This is a genomic window from Micromonospora sp. DT15 (assembly GCF_049841475.1).
In the GTDB taxonomy this organism is placed as follows: domain Bacteria; phylum Actinomycetota; class Actinomycetes; order Mycobacteriales; family Micromonosporaceae; genus Micromonospora.
Window position 1 is genome coordinate 292,303 of sequence record NZ_JBNCKJ010000007.1, and the last position, 22,809, is coordinate 315,111.

Annotated in this window: 20 protein-coding genes; 11 read left to right on the top strand and 9 right to left on the bottom strand. The window is 72.6% G+C overall.

The features are described from left to right. The 4 genes from ACLQ3F_RS17920 to ACLQ3F_RS17935 all read left to right on the top strand — a co-directional run bounded on the left by ACLQ3F_RS17920 (position 1) and on the right by ACLQ3F_RS17935 (position 4,336). Complete coding sequence (locus ACLQ3F_RS17920) at positions 1-1,281, top strand: ABC transporter permease (protein ID WP_357199973.1); 1,281 nt, start codon at positions 1-3, stop codon at positions 1,279-1,281. A 144-nt stretch (positions 1,282-1,425) separates the two neighbouring features. Then, positions 1,426-2,130, top strand: a complete 705-nt coding sequence (locus ACLQ3F_RS17925) for a cytidine deaminase (RefSeq protein ID WP_091394566.1) — start codon at positions 1,426-1,428, stop codon at positions 2,128-2,130. Positions 2,131-2,264: 134 nt separating this feature from the next. Continuing rightward, the gene (locus ACLQ3F_RS17930; protein WP_425850313.1) at positions 2,265-3,545 is read left to right on the top strand and encodes a thymidine phosphorylase; all 1,281 of its coding nucleotides are present in this window, start codon (positions 2,265-2,267) and stop codon (positions 3,543-3,545) included. A gap of 110 nt (positions 3,546-3,655) precedes the next feature. Beyond that, on the top strand, positions 3,656-4,336 hold the full coding sequence (locus ACLQ3F_RS17935) for a DUF4272 domain-containing protein (protein WP_355009505.1): 681 nt from the start codon (positions 3,656-3,658) through the stop codon (positions 4,334-4,336). Between the two features lie 2 nt (positions 4,337-4,338). Here ACLQ3F_RS17935 and ACLQ3F_RS17940 read toward each other — a convergent pair whose 3' ends face one another. Both ACLQ3F_RS17940 and ACLQ3F_RS17945 read right to left on the bottom strand, forming a co-directional pair. Beyond that, the gene (locus tag ACLQ3F_RS17940; RefSeq protein WP_425850189.1) at positions 4,339-5,247 is read right to left on the bottom strand and encodes a putative RNA methyltransferase; all 909 of its coding nucleotides are present in this window, start codon (positions 5,245-5,247) and stop codon (positions 4,339-4,341) included. A 1-nt stretch (position 5,248) separates the two neighbouring features. Then, complete coding sequence (locus ACLQ3F_RS17945; protein WP_425850192.1) at positions 5,249-5,737, bottom strand: MarR family winged helix-turn-helix transcriptional regulator; 489 nt, start codon at positions 5,735-5,737, stop codon at positions 5,249-5,251. Between the two features lie 57 nt (positions 5,738-5,794). On the opposite strand from ACLQ3F_RS17945, the gene ACLQ3F_RS17950 reads away from it, so the two are divergent. Further along, entirely contained in the window at positions 5,795-6,253 is a 459-nt protein-coding gene (locus ACLQ3F_RS17950) for a PPOX class F420-dependent oxidoreductase (RefSeq protein WP_425850195.1), read from the top strand. 52 nt (positions 6,254-6,305) lie between these two features. Next, complete coding sequence (locus ACLQ3F_RS17955) at positions 6,306-7,379, top strand: adenosine deaminase (RefSeq protein WP_238680481.1); 1,074 nt, start codon at positions 6,306-6,308, stop codon at positions 7,377-7,379. A gap of 2 nt (positions 7,380-7,381) precedes the next feature. On the opposite strand, the gene ACLQ3F_RS17960 is transcribed toward ACLQ3F_RS17955, so the two are convergent. After that, on the bottom strand, positions 7,382-7,675 hold the full coding sequence (locus tag ACLQ3F_RS17960; protein ID WP_238690831.1) for a hypothetical protein: 294 nt from the start codon (positions 7,673-7,675) through the stop codon (positions 7,382-7,384). A 502-nt stretch (positions 7,676-8,177) separates the two neighbouring features. On the opposite strand from ACLQ3F_RS17960, the gene ACLQ3F_RS17965 reads away from it, so the two are divergent. The 4 genes from ACLQ3F_RS17965 (at position 8,178) to ACLQ3F_RS17980 (ending at position 13,300) form a co-directional block, all read left to right on the top strand. Next, a complete protein-coding gene (locus tag ACLQ3F_RS17965; RefSeq protein ID WP_425850197.1) occupies positions 8,178-11,831 on the top strand; it encodes a nitrate- and nitrite sensing domain-containing protein in 3,654 nt (1,217 codons plus the stop codon). Further along, positions 11,828-12,232, top strand: coding sequence for a roadblock/LC7 domain-containing protein (locus tag ACLQ3F_RS17970; RefSeq protein WP_030329023.1), 405 nt, complete (start codon positions 11,828-11,830; stop codon positions 12,230-12,232). The genes ACLQ3F_RS17965 and ACLQ3F_RS17970 overlap by 4 nt, the downstream gene beginning before the upstream one ends. 98 nt (positions 12,233-12,330) lie before the next feature. Continuing rightward, positions 12,331-12,705, top strand: a complete 375-nt coding sequence (locus ACLQ3F_RS17975; protein ID WP_124820399.1) for a DUF742 domain-containing protein — start codon at positions 12,331-12,333, stop codon at positions 12,703-12,705. 1 nt (position 12,706) lies between these two features. After that, positions 12,707-13,300 (top strand): GTP-binding protein, encoded by a 594-nt coding sequence (locus ACLQ3F_RS17980; RefSeq protein WP_007455465.1) that lies wholly within the window; start codon positions 12,707-12,709, stop codon positions 13,298-13,300. A gap of 274 nt (positions 13,301-13,574) precedes the next feature. On the opposite strand, the gene ACLQ3F_RS17985 is transcribed toward ACLQ3F_RS17980, so the two are convergent. After that, positions 13,575-16,019: a transposase gene (locus tag ACLQ3F_RS17985; protein WP_425850315.1), complete on the bottom strand. Its 2,445-nt coding sequence runs from the start codon at positions 16,017-16,019 to the stop codon at positions 13,575-13,577. A gap of 39 nt (positions 16,020-16,058) precedes the next feature. Then, complete coding sequence (locus ACLQ3F_RS17990; protein ID WP_425850199.1) at positions 16,059-17,015, bottom strand: DNA primase; 957 nt, start codon at positions 17,013-17,015, stop codon at positions 16,059-16,061. 160 nt (positions 17,016-17,175) lie between these two features. Here ACLQ3F_RS17990 and ACLQ3F_RS17995 point away from each other — a divergent pair, with 160 nt between their 5' ends. Beyond that, the gene (locus ACLQ3F_RS17995) at positions 17,176-17,514 is read left to right on the top strand and encodes a PadR family transcriptional regulator (protein ID WP_357206520.1); all 339 of its coding nucleotides are present in this window, start codon (positions 17,176-17,178) and stop codon (positions 17,512-17,514) included. Positions 17,515-17,553: 39 nt separating this feature from the next. On the opposite strand, the gene ACLQ3F_RS18000 is transcribed toward ACLQ3F_RS17995, so the two are convergent. The 4 genes from ACLQ3F_RS18000 to ACLQ3F_RS18015 all read right to left on the bottom strand — a co-directional run bounded on the left by ACLQ3F_RS18000 (position 17,554) and on the right by ACLQ3F_RS18015 (position 22,785). Further along, positions 17,554-18,228: a permease prefix domain 1-containing protein gene (locus ACLQ3F_RS18000; protein WP_425850201.1), complete on the bottom strand. Its 675-nt coding sequence runs from the start codon at positions 18,226-18,228 to the stop codon at positions 17,554-17,556. Positions 18,229-18,296: 68 nt separating this feature from the next. Next, complete coding sequence (cydC, locus tag ACLQ3F_RS18005; protein ID WP_425850202.1) at positions 18,297-20,108, bottom strand: thiol reductant ABC exporter subunit CydC; 1,812 nt, start codon at positions 20,106-20,108, stop codon at positions 18,297-18,299. Beyond that, complete coding sequence (gene cydD / locus ACLQ3F_RS18010; protein WP_425850204.1) at positions 20,105-21,781, bottom strand: thiol reductant ABC exporter subunit CydD; 1,677 nt, start codon at positions 21,779-21,781, stop codon at positions 20,105-20,107. Before cydD ends, cydC begins: the two co-directional genes overlap by 4 nt. Beyond that, positions 21,778-22,785, bottom strand: a complete 1,008-nt coding sequence (locus ACLQ3F_RS18015) for a cytochrome d ubiquinol oxidase subunit II (RefSeq protein ID WP_425850206.1) — start codon at positions 22,783-22,785, stop codon at positions 21,778-21,780. Before ACLQ3F_RS18015 ends, cydD begins: the two co-directional genes overlap by 4 nt. Positions 22,786-22,809 lie beyond the last annotated feature (24 nt).

Genomic DNA, 22,809 nt, shown 5'->3' on the forward strand with positions numbered 1-22,809 from the left:
ATGTCCACCATGGCTGTCCCCGACATCGCGGTCGCCCCGGTCGACGAGGGCTTCTGGACCCGCAGCCGGAAGGTCGGTCTCACGCTGCTGGCGCTCGGCCTGCTGGCCGCGGTGCTCTTCGGCGCGCTCGCCACCGACCAACAGGCCCGGTTCACCCTCAGCGACGACGCGGCCGGTGCCGCACTGGAGATCAACGGCACGATCGGGGCGATCCTGTTCGGGATCATCACGATCGCCGCTGGCGCGGCGCTGCTCGCCGGGGTGCCGAAGCGGTGGTTCCTTCCCGTGCTCGGCGTCGGGCTGGTCGCCTTCGTGCTGTCGTTCCTCTGCTGGCAGGTCAGCGCCGCGCCGGCCGGGCAGAACTTCATGCCGCTGGTCAACATCATCCGCGGTACGTTCATCCTGGCCCTGCCGTTGATCTTCGGCGCGCTCGCCGGGGTGCTCTGTGAGCGGTCCGGCGTGGTCAACGTGGCCATCGAGGGCCAACTGCTGATGGGCGCGTTCAGCGGGGCCCTGTTCGGCAGCATCTCCGGCAGCGTGTGGGTGGGCCTGGTCGCCGCAGCCATCGGTGGCGCGTTCATCTCGCTGCTGCTGGCCGTCTTCGCCATCCGCTACCTGGTCGACCAGGTTGTCATGGGCATCGTGCTGAACCTGCTGGCCGTCGGCGTCACCGGCTTCCTCTACGAGCGGCTGATGCAGACCGACGCCGCGAAGTACAACAGCGCGCCCCGCTTCAGCAACTGGGAGATCCCGCTGCTGAAGGACATCCCGGTGCTCGGTCCGGCGTTGTTCCGCGGCAACATCTTCCTCTATCTCGGGCTGCTCCTGGTGCTGGTGATCCACATCGGGCTGTTCCGCACCCGGTGGGGGCTGCGGACCCGCTCGGTCGGCGAGCACCCGATCGCCGCCGACACGCTCGGCGTCAAGGTGCTGCGGGTGCGCTACCGCAACGTGCTGCTGGCCGGTGTGGTCGCCGGCATCGGCGGCGCGTCCTACACCCTGGCGCTCTACTCGTTCACCAAGAACATGATCGGCGGTAAGGGCTTCATCGCCCTGGCTGCGCTGATCTTCGGTCGCTGGAACCCGACCGGCGCGCTGCTCGCCGCGCTGTTCTTCGGATTCGCCGACCAGCTCGCCACGTACCTGGGCGCGATCAGCAGCTCGATCCCCAGCCAGTTCCTGGCCATGCTGCCCTACCTGGCGACGATCCTGGCGGTCGCCGGGCTGGTCGGTCGGGTCCGGGCACCGGCCGCCGACGGCAAGCCCTACATCAAGGGCTGACCTCCGGGGCGGGCCCGATCCCACTTGATCAAGTGATGAAAAGTAGGTGCCGGGACCGTTCCTGGCCTACTTCTCATCACTTGATCACGGCGGGCGGCCGCCCCTGCCCGCGTCTGACCTGGGCAGCTTGGGCAGAATGGCGGCATGACCGACATTGACTGGGCACGGTTGCGCGCTGCCGCCATCGAGGCGATGCGGCACGCGTACGCGCCGTACTCGACGTTCCCGGTTGGCGCGGCCGCACTTGTCGACGACGGCCGGGTGGTGGTCGGCTGCAACGTGGAGAACGCCGCGTACGGGGTCACGCTGTGCGCCGAGTGCGGGGTCGTCTCCAGCCTGCACGCCACCGGTGGCGGCCGGCTCGTCGCGCTCTCCTGCGTCGACGCGACAGGCGAGCCGTTGATGCCGTGTGGCCGCTGCCGGCAGCTGCTCTGGGAGCACGGCGGGCCGGAGTGCCTGATCGAGAGCAAGACCCGGCCGCTGCGGATGGCCGAGCTGCTGCCGCACGCCTTCGGTGTGGAGGACCTGGAGGCCGTCACCGGGGAGACACCGGTGCCGGTGGTCCCGGAGCGGCTCGCCGCCTGGCGCGGGCGCGGCACCGTCTTCGTGCACCCGGACATGTCCGCCGGCCAGCAGGTCTGGACGGCGTACTGGGAGCGGTCGGCAGGCGACGACGCCGGCGCCGAGACCGGGGTGCTGGAGGAGGCGCCGAGCTGGGACGACCCGGCCGAGGCGATCACCTGGGGCCTGGCCCGGACGCCCCGGGTGGTCGTGGTGGACGCCACCGGCACCATCTTCTGGGCCGGCGAGGGTGAGCCGCCTGCTGAGATCCCGGTGCGGTGGTCTTAGTGGTTGGGGGCGGGGGCCGACCGTGCCCGGCTCCGGGCGGTCAGGCTTGATCCCTCCGCCGGGCACGGTCGGCCCCCGCCCCGACGTGGTCGACGGCCGTCGGTCGGGATCTGCAACAGACGAGGGAAGATCTTCTGATGAGTTTTGCTGCTGTTGACGTTATTCGGGTCAAGCGGGACGGCGGTGTGCTGTCGGACGCGCAGATCGACTGGGTGGTCGACGCGTACACCCGGGGGGTTGTCGCCGACGAGCAGATGTCGGCGCTGGCGATGGCGATCCTGCTCAACGGCATGACCGGGCCGGAGATCGCTCGGTGGACCGCCGCGATGATCGCCAGCGGTGAGCGGTTGGACCTGTCGGCGGTACGCCGGCCGACGGTCGACAAGCACTCCACCGGCGGCGTCGGCGACAAGATCACTCTGCCGCTCACCCCGCTGGTGGCGGCGTGCGGCGCGGCCGTTCCGCAGCTGAGCGGCCGGGGTCTCGGGCACACCGGCGGCACGCTGGACAAGTTGGAGTCCATCCCGGGCTGGCGGGCCACGGTGAGCAACGACGAGTTCATCGCCCAGCTGGACGAGGTCGGTGCGGTGATCTGCGCGGCCGGTGCCGGGCTCGCCCCCGCCGACCGCAAGCTGTACGCGTTGCGGGACGTGACCGGCACCGTGGAGGCGATCCCGCTGATCGCCAGCTCGATCATGAGCAAGAAGATCGCCGAGGGCACCGGGGCGCTGGTCCTCGACGTCAAGGTCGGCTCGGGCGCCTTCATGAAGTCCGTCGACCAGGCCCGCGAGTTGGCGCGCACCATGGTCGAGCTGGGCGGCGCGCACGGGGTGCGGACGGTCGCCCTGCTCACCGACATGTCCACCCCGCTCGGCCTGGCGATCGGCAACGCGGTCGAGGTGACCGAGTCGGTCGAGGTGCTGGCCGGTGGGGGACCGGCGGACGTGGTGGAGCTGACCCTCGCACTGGCCCGGGAGATGCTCGACGCCGCCGGTCTGCCGGACGCCGACCCGGCCGCGGCGCTGCGCGACGGCCGGGCCATGGACTCCTGGCGGGCGATGATCCGGGCGCAGGGCGGCGATCCGGACGCGCCGATGCCGGCGGCGGCCGAGGTGGAGGTGGTCCGCGCGGAGCGGGACGGGTACATCGCGGCCATCGACGCGTACGCCATGGGGGTTGCGGCGTGGCGGCTCGGCGCGGGCCGGGCGCGCAAGGAGGACCCGGTCAGCGTGCCGGCCGGTGTGGTGTTGCACAAGCGGCCGGGTGACGAGGTGCGGGCCGGTGACCCGCTCTACGAGCTGCGTGCCGACGACGCTACGCGGATTCCGGCCGCGCTGACCGAGGCCGCGAACGCGGTGCGGATCGCGTCGACGGCCCCGGCGGCGACGTCGTTGGTCATCGAACGCGTCGGCTGATCGATCCGGCGTCGCCCTGGCGTGGTGCCGGTCACGTGGGAGCGCTATTGTCGCAGGCCAAGGGGGGACAACCGGCCTTGCGCCGGCGCGAGCAGACAGGAAGATCCGCCGTGAGCGTTGCTGCCCCCGACCCCCGTGAGGTGCGCGAGGCGAGCCTGGACGAGCTGTCCCGGCTCGGCCTGCCGTTGCCGCCGGCCCAGTTTCCCCTCGTCTGGGAGCCGGGTGATCAGATCGACCTGCGCCCGACCGTGGAGATCGAGGCGCGCATCGCGGTGCTGCACCTGATCCTGGCGCGCTGTTTCGGGATGCCCCCGCAAGCAGCGATGAGCTGGCTGCTCGGCTCGCACCTGGTCGACATGGTCACCCCGCCGGAGTGGCAGTTCGTGATGGGCGGCAAGGGCGACCACCGGTCGTTCGTGCTGCACCACGACGCGCTCTTCGCGTTGGCCTGGGTGCTCGGGCTGAGCAAGCAGCTCGACCCGACGCTGGCCGTCGACGAGCGGCTGGTCGAGCGGCTGCCGCACATCGTCGACGGGGAGACCTTTTCGCACTGGCGCTCCCGGATCCTCACGGCGCCACAGCATCCGGCCGACGCGGCAGCCCTGCTCGATCTGCACTACTGCCTGGACTGGGCGTACCTGGAGACCGAGCGCGGCGGCCGGCGGGCGCCGGGCCTGGTCGACGCTAACGCGATCGGGCAGCGGCGTTGGGCGCTGGAGTGGGCGGTGATCCTGCGCGGGCCGTACCACGACGAGCCGCCCGGCTGGGAAGAGGTCGACCTCTCCACCTGAGGTCAGCGCGGTCGCAGGACGTCGAGCCGGACCGCCACCGTGACCCGGACCGGTTCGGGGAGCGCGGCCAGCCGGGTGGTGAGTGCGGCTGCGTCGGTGTGCCAGGCGCTGGGGCCCATGCCGACCACTGTGGCGACCTCGGGCCGGGTCAGTGCCAACCCGGCCCGGTGCACTGCGGAGCTGACCAGCGTGAAGTGCCCGCCCAGGCTGGCTGCCACCCGGTCGGCCTTGTCCGGGTCCACCCGCAGCAGGTCGAGGGTGTCCACCAACTCGGCGAGGTGGTCGGTGTCGGGCGTGACCACCAGCAACGTGCCGGCCGGGTCGAGCACCCGGTGGAACTCCGGGCCGTTGCGCGGGGCGAACACGTTCAGCAGCACGGCGGTCGAGGCGTCCGCGAGCGGCAGTCGCTGCCAGGTGTCGGCGAGCGCGGCGGCGGCCCGGGGATGCGCGCGGGCCGCGCGGCGCAGCGCCGGCTTGGACACGTCCAGGGACAGACCCACGGCGTCCGGCAGCGCCGCCAGCACCGCGCCGAGGTACCGGCCGGTGCCGGCGCCGGCATCCACCACCAGGGGGTACGCCCCGAAGTCGGGCGGTTGTACCTCTGCTGTAGCGGATTCCGGCTGCGGGGCGTCCGTGTCGCCGAGACGGCCGACAGCGTCCATCGCGGCGGCGGCGAGGGCGGCCGAGATGACGTCGTAGTGCCCGGTGGCCTGGAAGTCCGCGCGGGCCGCGACCATCTCGGGGGTGTCGCCGACGTGCGGGGACCGACCGGTGAGCAGGTTGACGTAGCCCTGGCGGGCGATGTCGAAGCTGTGCCGGCGTGGGCAGCGCAGCGCCCTCGTGTCGGTGGCCTGCTCGAGCGGCTCGCCACAGACCGGGCAGCGCAGCCGGGCGAGAATGCGGGAGTCCACGTCAGACCTCCGCGTCGTGCCGTGGCTGGGGTGCCCGCCCGCCGAGCTGGTCGACCACGCGGTGGGTGAGCGCGCCGAGGGCGTCGATCTCGGCGGGGGTGAGCAGGTCGATCAGGTGCCGGCGGACGGCGGCCACGTGACCGGGTGCGGCGGACTCGATGGCCTGCCGCCCAGCGGGGGTGAGGACGACGACGGAGCCCCGGGCGTCATCGGCGCACTCCTCACGGGTCACCAGGCCGCGCTGCTGCATCCGGGTCAGGTGGTGGGAGAGCCGGCTGCGCGACCACAGCATCCGGTCTGCCAGCTCCCGTAGGCGCAGTCGCCCCTGCGGTGTCTCGGAGAGGTCGGACAGCACGTCGTAGTCGGCCTCGGAGAGGCCGGCGTCCTGGGTCAGCTCCCGGGCCAGTTCCAGGTCGAGCAGTCGACGCATCCGGCGGTAACCGCGCCAGGCGCGGTCCTCCCGTTCGTCCAGCCACCGGGGTGCGTCCATTCGTCGAGTCTAACGCTTTCGTTGACATGTCATCGATGTGCCTCTAGATTCGATGACATGTCAACTAATTCTCCCGGGCGGCCTGGTGCGCCGACCGCCGCCGCTGGTGACCGGCTGTGGGAGCTGTTCGGTCAACGGGGGCGCGGAGTGCTGGTCACCGTGCGCCGGGACGGGCGGCCCCAGCTGTCCAACCTCGACTACCTGGCCGAGCCGGGGTTGCTCCGCTGCTCCACCACAGGCGACCGGGCGAAGGTCCGCAACCTGCGCCGCGATCCCCGCGCCAGCTTCTACGTCACCACGCCGGACGGCGGCGCGTACGCGGTCGCGGAGGGGGCCGTGAGGCTCAGCGAGCCGGCCATGGCCACGACCGACGAGACGGTCGACGAACTGGTCGAGGTCTACCGCCGGATTCGCGGTGACCACCCGGACTGGGCGGACTACCGGGCGGCCATGGTCGCCGACGGGCGGTTGGTGATCCGCCTCGACGTGCACCGGGTGTACGGCTGGCGGCCGTGACGCCCGGCCGGTCCCGTACCCGTCCGCCAAGGCTGCTGACTAGGGTCTGAGCATGGTCGCAACTATCCGGTACGAGGACATCGTCAAGGTCCCGAAGGCGCTGCTGCACGACCACCTCGACGGTGGGCTGAGGCCGGCGACGATCGTCGACCTGGCCGCCGAGGTGGGCCACGAACTACCCACCACCGACCCGGAGGCGCTCGGACGCTGGTTCGCGGACGCGGCGGACTCCGGCTCCCTGGAGCGCTACCTCGAGACGTTCGCGCACACCGTGGCCGTCATGCAGACCGCGCCCGCGCTGCGTCGGGTGGCCCGCGAGTGCGCCCTGGACCTGGCCGCCGACGGTGTGGTCTACGCCGAGGTGCGTTTCGCCCCGGAGCAGCACCTGGAACGGGACCTCAGCCTGGACGAGGTGGTCGAGGCGGTGCTGGCCGGGTTCGCCGAGGGCACCGCCCAGGCGGTCGAGGCGGGCCTCACCATCCGGGTGGGCACCCTGCTCACCGCGATGCGGCACGCCGCCCGTTCCCAGGAGATCGCCGAGCTGGCCGTGCGGCACCGGGATGCCGGGGTGGTCGGCTTCGACATCGCCGGCGCCGAGGCGGGCTTCCCGCCCACCCGGCACCTGGACGCCTTCGAGTACCTGCAACGGGAGAACTTCCACTTCACCATCCACGCCGGCGAGGCGTTCGGTCTGCCGTCGATATGGCAGGCGATCCAGTGGTGCGGGGCCGACCGGCTCGGCCACGGGGTGCGGATCGTCGACGACATCGCCCCCGACGGCTCCCTCGGCCGGCTGGCCGCGTACGTCCGGGACAAGCGGATCCCCCTGGAGCTGTGCCCCTCGTCGAACGTGCAGACCGGCGCGGTGGCCTCGATCGCGGACCACCCGATCGGCCTGCTGCGGGACCTGCGCTTCCGGGCCACCGTCAACACCGACAACCGGTTGATGAGCGGCACCTCGATGTCGCGGGAGATGTCGCTGCTGGTGGAGACGTTCGGCTACGGCTGGAAGGAGTTGCAGTGGTTCACCATCAACGCGATGAAGAGCGCATTCATCCCGTTCGACGAGCGGCTGCGGATCATCGATGACGTGATCAAGCCGGCGTACGCGAAGTTGCTGGCCTGAGCTCAGCCATGTGGGTGGCCGGCGAGCAGCCCGGCCACCCGGCGCAGCACCTCCCGGGCCCGGGCCGCCTCCGCGCCGAGGCCCATCTGCCGGCGCAGCACAGCGGGCTCGGCCCGTAGCAGCGTCACCCCGCGCCGGATCAGCACCCGGGGCGCCTTGCGCTGCTCGGACAGGTCGCGGGCGAGTCGGCGCAGGAAGGTGGCCCCGCGCGGGCGTCGCAGCGCGTACGCCCCGGCGAGCAGGCCGCGGCGACGGCACTCCTCGACGATCTCGGCGGCGAAGATCCCTTCGGCCACGAAAAGTGGCGATCCGGCGACATCAAATGGCCGGGTGGCCACCCGTCGATCAGCGCCGATCGCATAAACCGGCACATCGGCTCGGCCCTCACGGGCAAGTTGGGCAATGATTTCCACCGCACTGAGGGCGTCCCAGGAGTGCGGCGATTCCCAATCCACCTGGCCGTTTCGTCTCGGCAACGTAGGGTCATCGCCGTCTTTGTAGAAGTCGTCCAAGCACAGCACCGGCAACCCGGTTTGCTGCGCTATGTACGACTTTCCGGACCCCGATGGGCCGGCCAGTAGGACAACACGGTGCGGATGTTCCATTACCTTCAGTTACTCCGGCCAGACAGACTGCTATCAAATCGCATCAACATCTCATCACACCTTCGGTCTGGGACAACCTGGGCTTTCTTCTTGTCGACCGGCGTGATGGAATCTCGGGGGTCCGACCCGCCGGGTCGGTCGCTGGGCGTTGCCCGGGGCAACGCGTTCAAGCTGTAATCGCGAGGGCGGTGACGTGAGCAAACGGCCAAAGACGGCGGGCTCCTTCCTGTCGCGGCTGCGCCGGCCGGCCAGCCGGCTCCGGGACATGCCGATCTGGTCCAAGCTCGGTCTCATCATGATCGTGCCGACCATCGCCACGGTCGTGGTGGGCACCAGTGGTCTCATCGACCACGTGGAGACGCTCAACAATGCCAACCGAGCTGGCGACCTGGCGAATCTGTCGAGCTATTCAGGTGATCTGGTCGACACCCTCCAGGACGAGCGGACCGCCGCCGTACTGCTGCTGGGTGCGGACGGAACGCAGCCGACGGCGCAGTACCAGGAGGCCTACAACCGGGTGAACTCCCGGGTGGACCAGGCGGCGGCCCCCTACCGGCAGCAGCGGGCCGAGGTCGAGGACCTGCCGAGCAGCCTGGAAGGTCTGCTCGACAGCATCGACCAGAACCTTCAGGACCTGTCGGGCGTCCGCAGCCAGGTGTTCAACGGCAAGCTCGCGCTCACCGAGACCGTGCAGGCGTACGAGGGGCTGATCAGTGACCTGCTCGCCATCCGCGACTCGTCCACGCAGCTCGCCGGTGACAACCAGCTGAGCGACCGGATGCGCGCCGCCGCGGCGGTCGCCCGGGAGAAGGAGTTCCTCGCCGTACGCCGTGTCGTTGTGCACCGCGCGCTGGGTGTGAAGGGCGGTCAGCGCCTGACCCCCGCACTGCGTCGGGACTACGTCGCCAGTGACACCGGCCAGCAGCAGGCCCTGCAGAGCTTCAAGGCCGTCGCCACCCCGGACGACGCCAAGTTCCACGACCAGACGGTCGCGGGCGGCGACCGTCGGCAGGCACAGAACTACACCGGCTGGATCGACGGCAACACCACCGGCAACATGCGCGGTGCGCCGTTCGGCCCGGACCAGTGGGAAGCCGCCATGACGGCCAACGCCAAGCTGATCCGCACCGTCGAGGTGAAGCTCGACAGCGAAGTGGTCGACCAGGCCGACGCGCTCCGCTCGGACGTCCAGCGCCAGGTCTTCCTGGAGACCGGCCTGCTGCTCAGCATGCTGCTGCTGGCCATCCTCTTCGCCTACCTGGTGGCCCGCTCGATGGCCCGCTCACTGCGTGAGCTGCGGCAGGGTGCGCTCTCCGTGGCCCAGTACGGCCTGCCACAGGCGGTGGCCCGTCTGCGCGACCCGCAGGTCGTCGGGCAGCTCTCACCGGTGCAGCTGGCCAACCAGATCGCCGAACCGCTGCCGGTGCGCAGCAAGGACGAGTTCGGCCAGGTGACCGAGGCGTTCAACGCCGTCCACCTGGAAGCCGTCCGCACGGCCGCCGAGCAGGCGGCACTGCGTGCCTCCGTCGCGACCATGTTCGTCAACCTGGCCCGTCGTTCCCAGATCCTGGTCGACCGCCTCATCGGGCACCTCGACCGGCTGGAGCGCGGCGAGGAGGACCCGGACCGGCTGGCCGAGCTGTTCCAGCTCGACCACCTGGCCACCCGGATGCGCCGTAACGACGAGAACCTGCTGGTGCTCGCCGGTGCCGACTCCACCCGTGTGCAGCGTGAGCCGGCCGCTCTCATCGACGTGCTGCGCGCCGCGCAGTCCGAGGTCGAGCACTACACCCGGATCGAGTTCGGTGTCATCGACCGTGACATCGAGGTCGCCGCGCACGCGGTAAACGACCTGGTGCACCTCGTCGCCGAGCTGTTCGACAACGCCACCGCGTTCTCCCCGCCCGACTCGCAGGTCATGGTCGAGGCTCGCCGGGTCGGCGACCGCTCCTCGCTGTACGTCGAGGACCGCGGCATCGGCATCAGCGCCGACCAGCTGCACGACCTCAACGAGCGGCTCGCGACGCCGCCCCAGGTGGACGTGGCCGTGTCCCGGATGATGGGCCTGGTCGTGGTCGCCCGGCTGGCGTCGCGGCACGGTGTCCGGGTCGAGCTGCGCCCCGGCAGCGATCGCGGCACTGTCGCCGAAGTGAGCCTGCCCACCTCGGTGCTGGTGCCCCGGGCGCTCTCCGGTCGGGTGCAGCAGCCTCCGGCGCTGCCGGCGGCCGGTACTCACCAGTTCGGTGGTCCGCAGTCCGGTGCTCCCCAGTTCGGTGGTCCGCAGTCCGGTGGGCCCGCGCCGGTCTTCGGCGCGCTGCCCGCGCTGGGCAACGGTCCTCGCCCGAGCGAGTCCGGCAACCAGGTCACCCTGGGCGGTCGCCCGTTCGACCCCGCGACGCGCAACGGTGCCGGCACCCCCGCCAACGGTGGCGCGTACCGGTCGATGCCGGCCTGGTCCGACCTGACCGGCGCGGCCGGGACGAACGGCGTCAACGGCGGCGACGGGTTCACCCCCCGGTCGGCCAACGGCCACGGCATCGACCCGCTGCCGCAGCGCCGGGGCGGGGACGAGACCCCGACCACCGACCAGCAGCCGACCATTCCACGTCAGCTACCGAGCAGCCCCGAGGCGCACCCGTACTCGGCGCCGCCGGTCTCCGCGCAGCCCTACTCCGGTGCCCCGGCCTCCGCCTCGCCGGCCTCCGGCCAGCCGTACTCCGGGCAGCCCTACTCGGGTGCTCCGTACGGCGGCGCGCCGGTGTCCGCCGCTCCGGCCTCCGGGCAGCCGTACGCCGGTCCGCCGGTGTCCGCGTCGCCGGTTTCGGCCTCGCCGGCGTCCGGTCAGCCGTACGCCAACCAGCCGTACTCGGCGCCGCCGGCCTCCAGCCAGTCGTTCAGCGGCTTCGCGCCCCGGTCCGCTCCGCCCGCGCAGGCACCCAACGCCCCGGCGCCGCCGGCCTGGCCGCCAGTGCCGGGCAGCGACCGGGACACGGCCACCCCGCCGGTGCCCGAGCGGCTCGCCGCCGCGCTGGACATGACGACGGAGCTGCCGCGGGTGCCGCGACCCGGCGAGCAGCCGGCCGCAGCCCAGCCTCCGGCTCCTGCGCCGACCCCGGCAGCAGCGCCGGCTCCGGCTCCGGCTCCGCAGACCCGGCCGACGCCGCAGCAGCCGCAGGCGCAGAACCGTCAGCGGTACGCGGATGAGACGATGGAGCTGCCGATCTTCCGGGAGCTCGAGTCGGCCTGGTTCCGTACCCGTCGCCCGGGCTCCGAGGAGACCGCGGCCGGCGCTCCGCCAGCGACGAACGGCGACTCCGCGACCCAGCAGTTCGCCGCGGTCGAGGCCACCGGTCGGGCAGTCCACAAGACACCACCCGGGACGACAGGTAACACACCGATGGCAGACACTCCGACGGTCGGAGGAGCGCCGCGGGACAACGGCTCCACAGCGAACGAGGGCACCCGCCCCAGCCTCGCCGAGAGCCTGCCGAACCGCCGGCCCCAATCGCAGAGCAACGGCTGGCAGACCGCCGCTGACGACGGCTGGCGTGCTGCCTCCGCGGCGGCCGGCGCGGCGCCGGTGAGCGAGACCACCACGACCGGTCTGCCGAAGCGCAAGCCGATGGCGCAGCTGGTACCTGGCGCGGTGGAGAAGCCCACCACCTCGGTCCAGCGGCGCTCCCCGGAGGCGGTTCGTGGCCTGCTCTCCGCCTACCACCGGGGCGTGCAGCGAGGGCGTAGCACCTCGGACAACCCGACCAGCCCGGAGGCGACTCCGGGAGGGCAATCCTCGCAGTCTGGCTCAGGCCCGGTGGCCGGGAGCGGGCAGAAGGAGCAAGAAGGATGACAACTACGCAGGATCTTGGTTGGCTGCTGGCCAACTTCGCCGACCGGGTGCCCGGCGTCGCGCATGCGGTCGCCGTATCGGCGGACGGCCTACTCCTCGCGTCGTCACGGGATCTGCCGCGCGACCGGGCAGACCAGCTCGCCGCGATCTCATCGGGTCTGGTCAGCCTGACCCAGGGGGCAGCACGCTGCTTCGAGGGAGGCGCGGTGTTGCAGACCGTCGTGGAGATGGACAATGGCTTCCTGTTCCTGATGTCCATCTCCGACGGCTCGTCCTTCGCCGTGCTGGCAGCCCGCAGCTCCGACGTGGGCCAGGTTGGCTACGAGATGGCGCTGCTGGTCGACCGGGTGGGCGACGCGCTGACCCCGCAGCCGCGTGCGGCTGCGGGCATGCTGGGCTGACGTCTCGCCGATCGTGAGGTCGGCACGACTTCAACAACGACAACGACGGGTTTCACCGGTGGGAGCCGGTAACGGGTGCGAAGGAGGTGAGCGGCGAGATGGCCGATCGTGACGAACCAACCGGAGCGTTGGTCCGTCCATACGCCGTGACCCGTGGTCGCACCCGTCCCCGGCTCGACATCGCGCTGGAGGCGCTCGTCGAGACGACGGTGCGCGGCCGTACCGCTGCCAATGGCAACGGTGGTGGCCGCGAACACCAGTACATCGCCGCGCTGTGTGACGGTCGCGTGCAATCGCTCGCGGAGATCGCGGCGCGGATGCAGCTCCCGCTCGGTGTGGCCCGGGTGCTCATCGCCGACATGGCGACGGACGGCCTGGTCGCGGTTCACGAGCCGACCATTTTGGACGACTCCGACGACGCGGTGGGCACTGAACTGCTGGAGAGGGTGCTGAGTGGACTTCGCAGGCTCTGACATGTCGCACCGCCCGCCGAACCCGAGCGGCCGCGTGACGTCGGCGAAGATCGTAATCGCCGGTGGATTCGGCGTCGGTAAGACGACGCTGGTCGGCTCGGTCTCGGAGATCACGCCGCTGACCACCGAGGCCATCATGACCTCCGCTGGCGTGGGCGTCGACGACACCCGGCAGGTGCCGGGCAAGACGACGACCACGGTGGCCATGGACTTCGGCCGGATCTCGATCGACCGTGACCTGATCCTGTACCTGTTCGGTACGCCGGGTCAGACCCGTTTCTGGTTCATGTGGGACGAACTGGTGCGGGGTGCGATCGGTGCGGTCGTGCTGGTCGACACCCGCCGGCTGGCCGACTGCTTCGCGGCGATCGACTTCTTCGAGCACCGACGCCTGCCGTACCTGGTGGCGATCAACTGCTTCGACGGGATGCAGTACCACGACCCGCAGGACGTCCGGGACGCCTTGGCGATCTCGAGCGACGTGCCGGTGGTGGCCTGCGACGCCCGTAACCGGGAGTCGACGAAGCACGTGCTGATCTCGCTGGTCGAGTACGTGCTGACCATGCGCCGTACGCGCGCCGTCGCCCCGGCCTGATCCGGGACGCTGCACGCCCCGGTGGTGGCTCCGGCCGCCATCGGGCGCTGCCAGCCGCCCGGGTGAGTGCCCCCGCGCTGGCTCGTCGCTCGGACGAGCCAGCGCGCCGCCGAGCCGCCTCCTGACGATCCTGGAAGCCGTCAGCCCTTTTCCGGGGCCCCGGCCACCCACCGTCCTCACGAGGCGGCTTCTGCGTGCCCGGGGGGATCGCCCCGCACACGCAGAAACGCCCCCAGCCGGCTGGCTGGGGGCGTTTCTGCGTGTGCGAAGGGGGTCAGGACTGGTAGCCCGCCGAGCGGTACTCGTACTCCCGGTCGTCGTCGCGGTCCCCGTGGTCGCGACTGAAGTCCCAACCGCCGGCCGCCTCGCGACCGGGTCGACCACCCACTGCGAAACCGCCGATCTCCTGGCCGCGACGCCAGCCCCGGAAGTAGCCGGTGGTGTTCTCCGCGAGGCTTGCCGCATCACGCACTATGCGCAATGGGCGCTCCTCGCGCAGCGGCGAACCCGGCACCAGGTTGGCCTGCGGCACGCGCTTCGGCAGCCCGGCGTTGGTCTCGGCGCCCACCGCCGGGCGGGCCGCCTGCTCCGCGGCCTGCCAGCCGGTGTCGGCGGTGGTCGACCAGTCCAGGTCGGACTCCTCGGCCTGCCCGACGAACCAGGCCGACTTGGCCTGCGCGAAGATCAGAAGATCGCCGTCGCCCTCGTCGGCGACCGGCGGCGGCCGGTGCTCCATGGGCGGTGGCCGGTGCTCGACCGGGGGTGACGGCCGATGCTCGGGGGCGCGCTCGGTGCGAGCGGCCGCCCGACCGTTGCGAGCGGCCTGCTCGCGGTCGACCAGGCGCAGCGGCGGCGTCTCCAGGTGCTGGTCCGCGGGAGGGTTGAGCCCCTCGCGCAGCGCACGGTCGGCCAGCGGCGGCGGCTCCACCAGCCGCAGCATCGGCGGCTCCGGCGGCAGGTCGTCCGCCAACCACGGCGGGGTGACCCGACCGTCGGCCCGACCCGGGTCGGTCGGAGCTTCGACACCGCGGCTGCCGCCGTACGAGTAGGCCACCGGGTTGTTCGGTGAGCTGTCGGACGGGTCCTCCGGGTTGTTGACCAGCGGCCAGTTCGCACGGGAGCCGGGCGGTGCGGCCTCCTGCCCCGGTCGGGGGGTCGGCACCGGAATGCTGAGATCGGTGGCGCTGAACCCGCCGGTCGGTGGCTCGTCGACCGGGCGTTGCAGGTGGCTCGGCCGGGGCTCACCGTTGGTCTTGGGGCGGGGTGGAATGACCGTCCGCTGCCGCTCGGCCCGCGCGTTGTTGATGGCGGCAGTGGTCAGCGTCGGCCGGAACGGCTCACCGGCCTCGGCCGGCGGCACCATGCCCCGCTGCGTTGGCGCGATCGGGGTGATCCCGGGCGGCGGAGGCGGCGGCGCGGAGACGGGCCGGTTGGTCGGGCCGTCGATCCGGCTCGGAAGCGGCTCGCTGCGACTGGGCAGCGTGGACGGCGGCGGACCAGCCATCGCCGCCGGAGTCATCGGCGCGGGTGCGACCGGCGGCGGCGTGACCGGCGCGGGTGCGACCGGCGGCGGCCCGAGCGGGCGGGGCGACGCCAACGGCGCGTTACCGGGGATCGGCTCTGGACGGCTGCGCCGACCGACAGCGGGTGCCGGGTCGGCGGCGGGCGGGGTGGGCCGGACCGACCGCAACCCGGCGTTGGTGCCGGCCAGGCCCGTCAACCCGGCGTTGGTGCCGGCCAGGCCGGTCAACTCGCCGACGGACTCGCCGCGGCGGGCCGCAGCCCGACGGCCGGGCGCCTGAACCGGCGTGCTGACCCGCGAGCTGAGCGCGCTGACCAGCGCCTCACACCCGGCGTCGCAGGCTCGTACGGAGGCGACGGCCTGGCGGACCGTCTCGGCCACCGCGGACGTGAGCGCCCGGTTGACCGCGGCCCGTCGGGGTGTCTCAGAGATGGCGACCCGCAGGGCGGTGACCGCCTCGTTGATTTCCTCGGCATCGGCGACCCCGTCCGCGGCGAGGTGCGCGGCGATGGCATCCGCCGCGACCGACACCTCGCGGCCCCGGGCCACGGTGCCGCCGAGCATGCCCGGCTCGGGCAGCGCGTCCAGCACTGCCAGAGAGACCGGCTCGGCCGGGTCCGGGTAGGCGCGCAGGGCCGCCGGGTAGAGCTCACGCAGAACCTCGCGCAGCGCCACGGCGGCGGAGTGCCGGCCACTGGCCAGCGCGGCGTGCGCGGAAAGCACCTGCTTGTATCCGGCGAGGTCCCGGGGCGCCGGCAGGGTGACGGCGGAGAGCGCCCCCGCCTGCAACGCACGGGCGAGACCGACCGCCCGTCGTTCGGCCGGAGGCGACTGCATCTCCTCAAGAGAGTCGTCGTCGGCGAAGCGCTCGGCGAAGTCGTCCACCGAGTCGTCGTCAGCGATCGCCAGGGGTCGCCCCGCCGCGCTCAGCAGCGACGTGACCGTGTGGTCGTCGCTGTCGGCGGCGATGGCCGCACCGCTCGGCCCGCCCGACCGCTCCACGAGCAGCGCGACGAGCTGGGCGTAGCCAGCGGCGTCATCGCTGATCTCGCAGACATGCAGCAGACGGCCTGCGTCGTCGACCACAGCGGACGTCAGCGTCGAACCGGCGGAGGCCGGTCGGTCAGCCGGATCCGCCGAGGCCAGACCGCAGTAAACGCGCACGAGCGCCACGGCGTCGTCCTCCTCCCGGGACAGGTCTTTCCTCTGCCAGCAACTGATGCTCCCCGGTACGGGTCAGTCGCGCCAGTCCACCACCGCAGAGATCTTGCCGACAATGGTGCGCCAACCCAAACTTGCGGTCTGCGCCCCGATCTTCTTCAGCCGTCGCCGAGCCATGAACGCGCCGATCCCGCCGTTGGCGGTGCCACGCAGAGCCTCGTCCAGGTCGTCAAGGCTGGAGCCGGCCGAGAGCATGTCGAGTACCGCAGGCAGCCGCAATGCGTACGAGAGGTCACGCGCGGCCTCGCCCGCCTCGATCAGCAGGGTCGAATCCCACGTGTCGTGCCCGCCGCGCAGGTTCTCCACGACCAGGTCGAGCTCGTAGGTGTCCTCGTCCAGCGGAGCGATATCTGCCGGCTCCACCCGTTCGGACAATTCATTCCAGCTGTCCAGTTGGGACAGATCGTTTGGCGCACCGGATCGGATGAAACTGACAAGCGACTCGGGGGTCTTGAACAGCAGCAGCTTGCCCCGGTTGCTGAGGAAGACCGGCACCTCCTCGTCGTCCGCCTCGTCCGTGACGGCCTCGTCCGACTCGTCGTCGGTCTCGGTGTCGGTGGCGGCGCCGCCCCGGCGGCGCGTCGACTCGTCGTCCTCGTCGGCGAACTCCTGGGCCAGTTCCTCGTCGAGGATGACGACGGTCTCGTCGTCCTCGTCCTCCTCCTCGATCGCCTGGCGGCGGGCGAGGAACGGGTCGTCCTGGTCGCGCTCGGTCACGTCGGTCGGAGTCAGCGAGCTGGCCGGTCGGTACGCCCGGAGCGTGAAGCCGGTACCGGCGGGCAGGGCGATCTCCACTGGGTCGATGCGCAGCTCGTCCCAGAGTGAGCGGTCGATCGACGCCGACGGGCGGTCGGTCTCGACCTCGTCTGGCTCGGCCGCGCCGGTGGTGTCGTCGAGCTCGGGCTCGTCGGCGTCGGGCCGTTGGGGCGACTGGCGGGCCACGCTGACCTCCGTGTGCATCGGGTTGCCCACCCACCGGGGTCTCTGACCGGCGAGTGACTCTGGGCACATACCCTAGTCGGCGGCCCTGGGTGACCGGTGCCCGCACCCCGGTGGCCGGTTGCCGCACGGGTCCGACCTGCTGGTCGTCGTCGCTGGCGAAGTGACGATTCGACAAGTAGCGTAGCTACGCATGAAGGCCCAGGCGCTGCATGGCCATCTCGACGCTCTGCTGCTCGCCGTGCTCGAACAGGGCGCGCTGCACGGCTACGCGATCATCGAAGCGCTGCGCGCCCGCAGTGACGGCAGTCTGGATCTGCCCACCGGCACCATCTATCCGGCGCTCCGTCGCCTGGAACGCGCCGGTCACGTGGCGAGCACCTGGAGCACTGTCAGCGGCCGGGAACGGCGGACGTACCAGCTCACCGACTCCGGCCGGCGGGCGCTGGCCGGGGAACGGGCCGGTTGGCGCGAGTTCCAACTGACCGTCGGCCGGTTCCTCGATTCCGGCAGCCCGCCCACCCCGGCCTGACGCGCCCCTCCGGGCTGGCCCGTTCGCGCCGGCCGGTGGTCAGCGGCTGGCGGCCAGCAGCCAGCCCCGCGCCGCGCGGGTGAGCGAGAAGTAGGCGCCTCCCACCAACACCGCTCCGATGATCATCGGGGGCCAGTGCAGCGCCGCGTCCCAGAGGTTCAACGACCAGGTGAAGAGGGCACCGCCGGCCACCATGCCGAGGATCAGGACGCCGGTCAGGCCGGTGCCCACGGCACGCTGGGCCAGAGCCAGGCCCGGCCGAGGTGCCCGCGCGCTCGCCCGGACCACCAGCAGGCCGGCCACCGAGAGCAGCAGCGTGCTCATCCAGATCCAGTCGACCGAGCTGGAGAGCAGCAGGTAGCCGGCGGGCGGGCGGGGGCCGTCGCTCCAGCTCGCCCCGCGCCAGGTCAGATCGCCGGCGGCCACCCCCACCCCGGCGACCGCCAGCATCCGCAGGGAGAGTCCACGCAGGGCGCCCACTGCCAGCTCGGCCTGCCAGGACGGGAGCACCTGCGCCGGTGAGCCGAACTCGGCCACCGCCCTGCGCTGCGCCTCGGTGGGTGGCACCCCGCTCTCGCGGTACGCCTCCACGGCGTCCAGCAACCCGTGCCGGGCCTCGGTCAGCAGGTCGGACTTGAGTCGCGCCGGCCCCTGCAACCGGGCGGCCAGCTCCCGCAGGTGCTCGTCGACCATCACGTCCTCACCGCGCCGCATGGCACCACCCTGCCACGGACCCCGGCCGGTCGACGTCCGGGAGAACCCTGGTCCGCCCCGGAGCCGGGTCAGGGGGCGAGCGCCAGGTAACCCCGTTCGGCTGCGGCCTGGAGCAGCCACTGGTCCCGGTACCAGCCCGGGGCCGCCACCAACTCGGCGTGCCGACCGCGCTGGATCACCCGACCGCCGTCCAGGACCACTATCTCGTCCAGCTCGGCCAGCCCGCTGAGCCGGTGGCTGATCAGCAGCACCGAGTGCCCGGCGGGGGTGGCGGCGAGGGCGGACGCGAGCACCGCGTCCGCGGCGGCCGGGTCCAGACCTTCGGTGGGCTCGTCGAGCACCAGCACCGGCGGCGCGGCGAGCAGTGCCCGGGCGAGCGCCAGCCGCTGCCGCTGCCCACCGGAGAGCTGCCCGCCCTCCTCGCCGACCAGCGTGTCCCAGCCCGTCGGCTGGGCACGGACCCAGTCCAGCAGGCCGGCGGCGGCGGTGGCACCGGCCAGCTCCTCCTCGCCCGCTGCGGCCCGCCCGAGCAGCAGGTTCTCCCGCACCGTGGCATGAAAGACGTACGCCTCGGCCAGCAGCCCGCCGACAGCGCGCGGCAGCGCCTCCTCGGCGTACGCCGAGAGGTCCTGACCGTCCAGGGTGACCCGGCCGGACGCGGGCTGGACGGTGCCGGTCAGCACGGCGGCCAGTGTGCTCTTGCCGGCGCCGCTCGGGCCGACGACCGCGATTCGCCGTCCCGCCGGCAGGTCCAGGCTGACCCCGTCCAGGGCGGGCGCCGCGCCGGCCCGGTACCGCACTGTCACGTCGACGAAGCGCAGATCGTGCGGGCCGGCCAGGTCCGTTGGACCAGTCGCCGTCGCCGTCGCCGTCGCCGTCGCCGTCGCCGTCGCCGTCGCCGTCGGCGTCGGCGGGTCGGTGTCGAGCAGGTCCGCCACCCGGGTCAGGCCGGGCCGCAGCTGCGTCCACTGCCGGGCCGCCGCTACCAACGCCAGCGTCACCTCGACGGCGGCCAGGGTGCCGACGGCCAGGACGCCCACCAGCACCCCCCGCACGTCGGCGGCGAGGGCGACCAGCACCACCGCAGCGGCGGTCACGCCGGCGGCCAGTACGCCGGCCGCGTCCACGGCGAACCCGGTGGCGGCCAGCCGACGTTCCAGCCGGGCCAGCCGGTGGGCGCGCTGCTCGGCGGCGCGCAGCGTGATGTCGGTCGCCCCCAACGCGGCCAGGTCGGCGGCACCGTGGGTGAGGTCGATCGCGTCGGTGGCCAGCGCGCCCCGCAGGGGGGCCACCTCGGCCGCGCTGCGGCGGGTGACCGCGGTGGCCAACGCGGGCAGTGCCACCCCGGCGACCAGCAGCCCGACGGCGAGCGCCCCGGCGGCCGGTGGTGAGATCAGCGCCGCCACGGCGACCGCCGTCACACCGACCACTGCCGCCGCCGAGGCGGGCACCAGCACCCGAAGCAGCAGGTCCTGGACGGCCTCCACGTCGGAGACCAGGCGGCTCAGCACGTCACCCGAGCGGTGCGCAGTGCCACGGCGGGCGGCCAGGGTGGCGAAGACCCGGGCCCGGACGTCGGTGATCATGCGGAGCACCGCGTCGTGCCCGGCGAGTCGTTCGGTGTAGCGGAACACGCCACGGCTGATCGCCAGCGCCCGGACCGCGACGATCGCCACTGTGAGGCGGTCCAGCGGAGGCTGACCGGCGGCGCTCATCAGCAGCCAGGTGGCGGTGGCCATCAGGGCCAGGCCGGCGAACTCGGTGGCGGCCGCCAGCAGCCCGGCGCCGACCAGGCGGCCCAGGTACGGCCGGGCCAGTCGCAGCACCGTCCGCTCGGCGGCGGCCCGCCCGGCCGGTGCCGACCCCTTCGGCCCGGTCATCGAGCGGCCTTTCCGGTCGGTTCGGGCGTCAACTCGGTGACCCGGCCGTCCTCGATGCGCAGGATCCGGTCAGCGTCGGCCAGCAACGCCGGTCGGTGTGCGACGAGCAGCGCCGTCCGCCCGGCGACCAGGCGACGGGTGGCGTCGAGCACCACTGCCTCGGCCGCCGTGTCGAGTCGGGCGGTGGGTTCGTCGAGCAGCACCACCGGGGCGGAGCGCAGGAACGCCCGGGCCAGTGCCACCCGCTGCCGCTGCCCACTGGACAGCCCGTGGCCGCGCTCACCGAGCACTGTGTCCAGGCCGTCGGGCAGGCCGGCCACCACGTCGTCCAGGGCGGCGTCGTGCACCGCGGCGGTGAGTACGTCGGCCGGGGTGTCCGGCGCGCCGAGGCGGATGTTGTCGGCCAGCGAGGCGGCGAAGAGGTGCGCCCGCTGCGGCACCCAGGCGAGCTGTCGGCGCCAGGCGTCCGGGTCGGCGGTGGCGAGGTCGACCCCGTCCACCGTGATCCGGCCGCTGGTCGGCGTCACGAAACCCAGCAGCAGGCCGAGCAGTGTGCTCTTGCCGGCGCCACTGGGTCCGATGATGGCGATCCGCTCGCCGGGTCGGATGGTCAGTGTCACGTCGCGCAGCGCTGTGGTCCGCTCGTACGCCACGGTCACCCCCTCGAACCGGATCTCGGCCCGCGCGTCGGGGACGGAGGCACCCTCGGCGGCCCGGGGCGCGGTGGGTGCGGCGGAGACGGTCAACGCCTCGTCCAGCGCGGCCAGCCCTTCCATGCTGGCGTGGAAGCGGCTGCCGGCGGCCCGCAACGGCAGGTACGCCTCCGGGGTCAGGAGCAGCACCAGCAGCGCGGTCTGCAGGGCCAGCCCGCCACCGAGCAACCGGATGCCGACCGGCACCGCGACCAGCGCCACCGAGAGGGTGGCGACCAGTTCGAGGACCAGCGCGGAGAGGAACGCGATCCGCAGTGTCTTCATGGTGGCGACGCGGTGTCCGTCGGCCATCCGGCGTACCACGTCGGTCTGCGCCCGGGCCCGCCCGAACGCGCGCAGCGTGGGCAGCCCGGCGACCATGTCCAGGAAGTGCCCGCCGAGCAGCGCGAGCCGCCGCCACTGCCGCTCGGTGGCGGCCTGCGCCTGCCAGCCGAGCAGCGCGCCGAAGACCGGGATCAGCGGCAGGGTCAGCGCGATGATCACCGCCGAACTCCAGTCGGCGAAGACGACCCGCGCCAGCACCGCGACGGGCACCGTCACGCTGAGCACCAGTTGCGGCAGGTACCCGGTGAAGTACGCGTCCAGCGCGTCCAACCCACGCCCGGCCAGGGTGGCGATCTCACCGGCTCGCTGCCCGGCCACCCACCCGGGCCCGTGCCGGCCCACCGCGCCGAGCAGGTCGGCCCGCAGCGTGGCCTTGACCGTGGCGGCGACCCGCGCCGAGACAGTGCCCTGCGCCCACACCAGGGCCGAGCGGGCGGCGACAGCGACCACGAAGCCGGCCAGCGCCGGTCGATCCAGCCGACCGTCGATCGCGGTGGCCAGCAGCGACGCGAGCGCGGTGGCCTGCGCCACGATCAACCCGGCGGCCAGCACCCCCAGGAACGCGAGCACGGCAAGATCGCCCCGGGCCGCAGGGACCCGGCGCAGCAGACGCGGGTCGAACGGACGGCGGCTCACCAGTACACCGGTGCCCTACCGTCGGTCCGTCCTCGGAAAACCCACCAGCACATCGCCTGGAAGCCTAGTAGGGCCGGAAGTAGCGGCAGCGCCACCCAGCCCAGCAGCCGCAGGGTCGGTGCGCTGGCGGCCGCGTCGGCCACCCGCAGCGAGGCGTCCGGGTCGGTCGTGGACACCAGCACGTAGGGCCAGAGAGCTGCTCCGACCAGCAGCACCGGCAGCGCCAGGGCCGCGCCGGTGGCGACCAGAGCCCACCCCGGCCGCCGCCGGGCCAGCGCCGCACGGGCCGCCAGCAGCGCCGCCACGAGCAGCACGGGCAGGAGTACGGCCACCGCCGGCCGCTGCACTGCGTCGCGTACCCGGGCGGAGAGCAGGCCCACGATGGTGGCCAGGGCGACCGCGGTGAGCGCCACCGGCACCAGCCGGCGGGCCGTACGGCCGACCACGGCGGCGGCCTCGGCCGACAGTCGCAGTGTGAGGAAGGTCGCACCGTGCACCGCGACCAGGGTGACCATGGCCAGGCCCGCGGCGGCCGCGAACGGGGTGGCCAGGTGTGTCACCCCGGCGACGTGCCCGTCGGCCGTCAGGGGTACGCCCTGCAACAGCGCGGCGAGCAGCACACCCCAGCCCAGCGCGGCGAGGACGCTGCCGATCACCACGACGCGGTCCCAGCGGGCGCGAATCCGCTCGTCACTGGGCCGGCTGCGCAACTGCACCCCGACGGTGACCAGGATGACGCCGACCAGGGCACCGGCGACTGCCGGATAGCAGCCGGCGAGCAGCTCGCCCTCCAGGAGGGGGAACGCGCCGAAGAGAATGCCCATGGCGGCCACCAGCCAGACCTCGTTGCCGAGGAAGAACGGGCCGAGCGCGGTGAGCGCCTCCCGGCGCCCGGCCGGACTGACGCCGCGGGCGAGCAGCAGCCCGACGCCGTAGTCGTAGCCGGCGAGCACCAGGTAACTGGCGAAGAAGAAGCCGAGCACTGCGTACCAGGCGAGGTCCACTGTCTACTCCTCTACAGGAGGGCG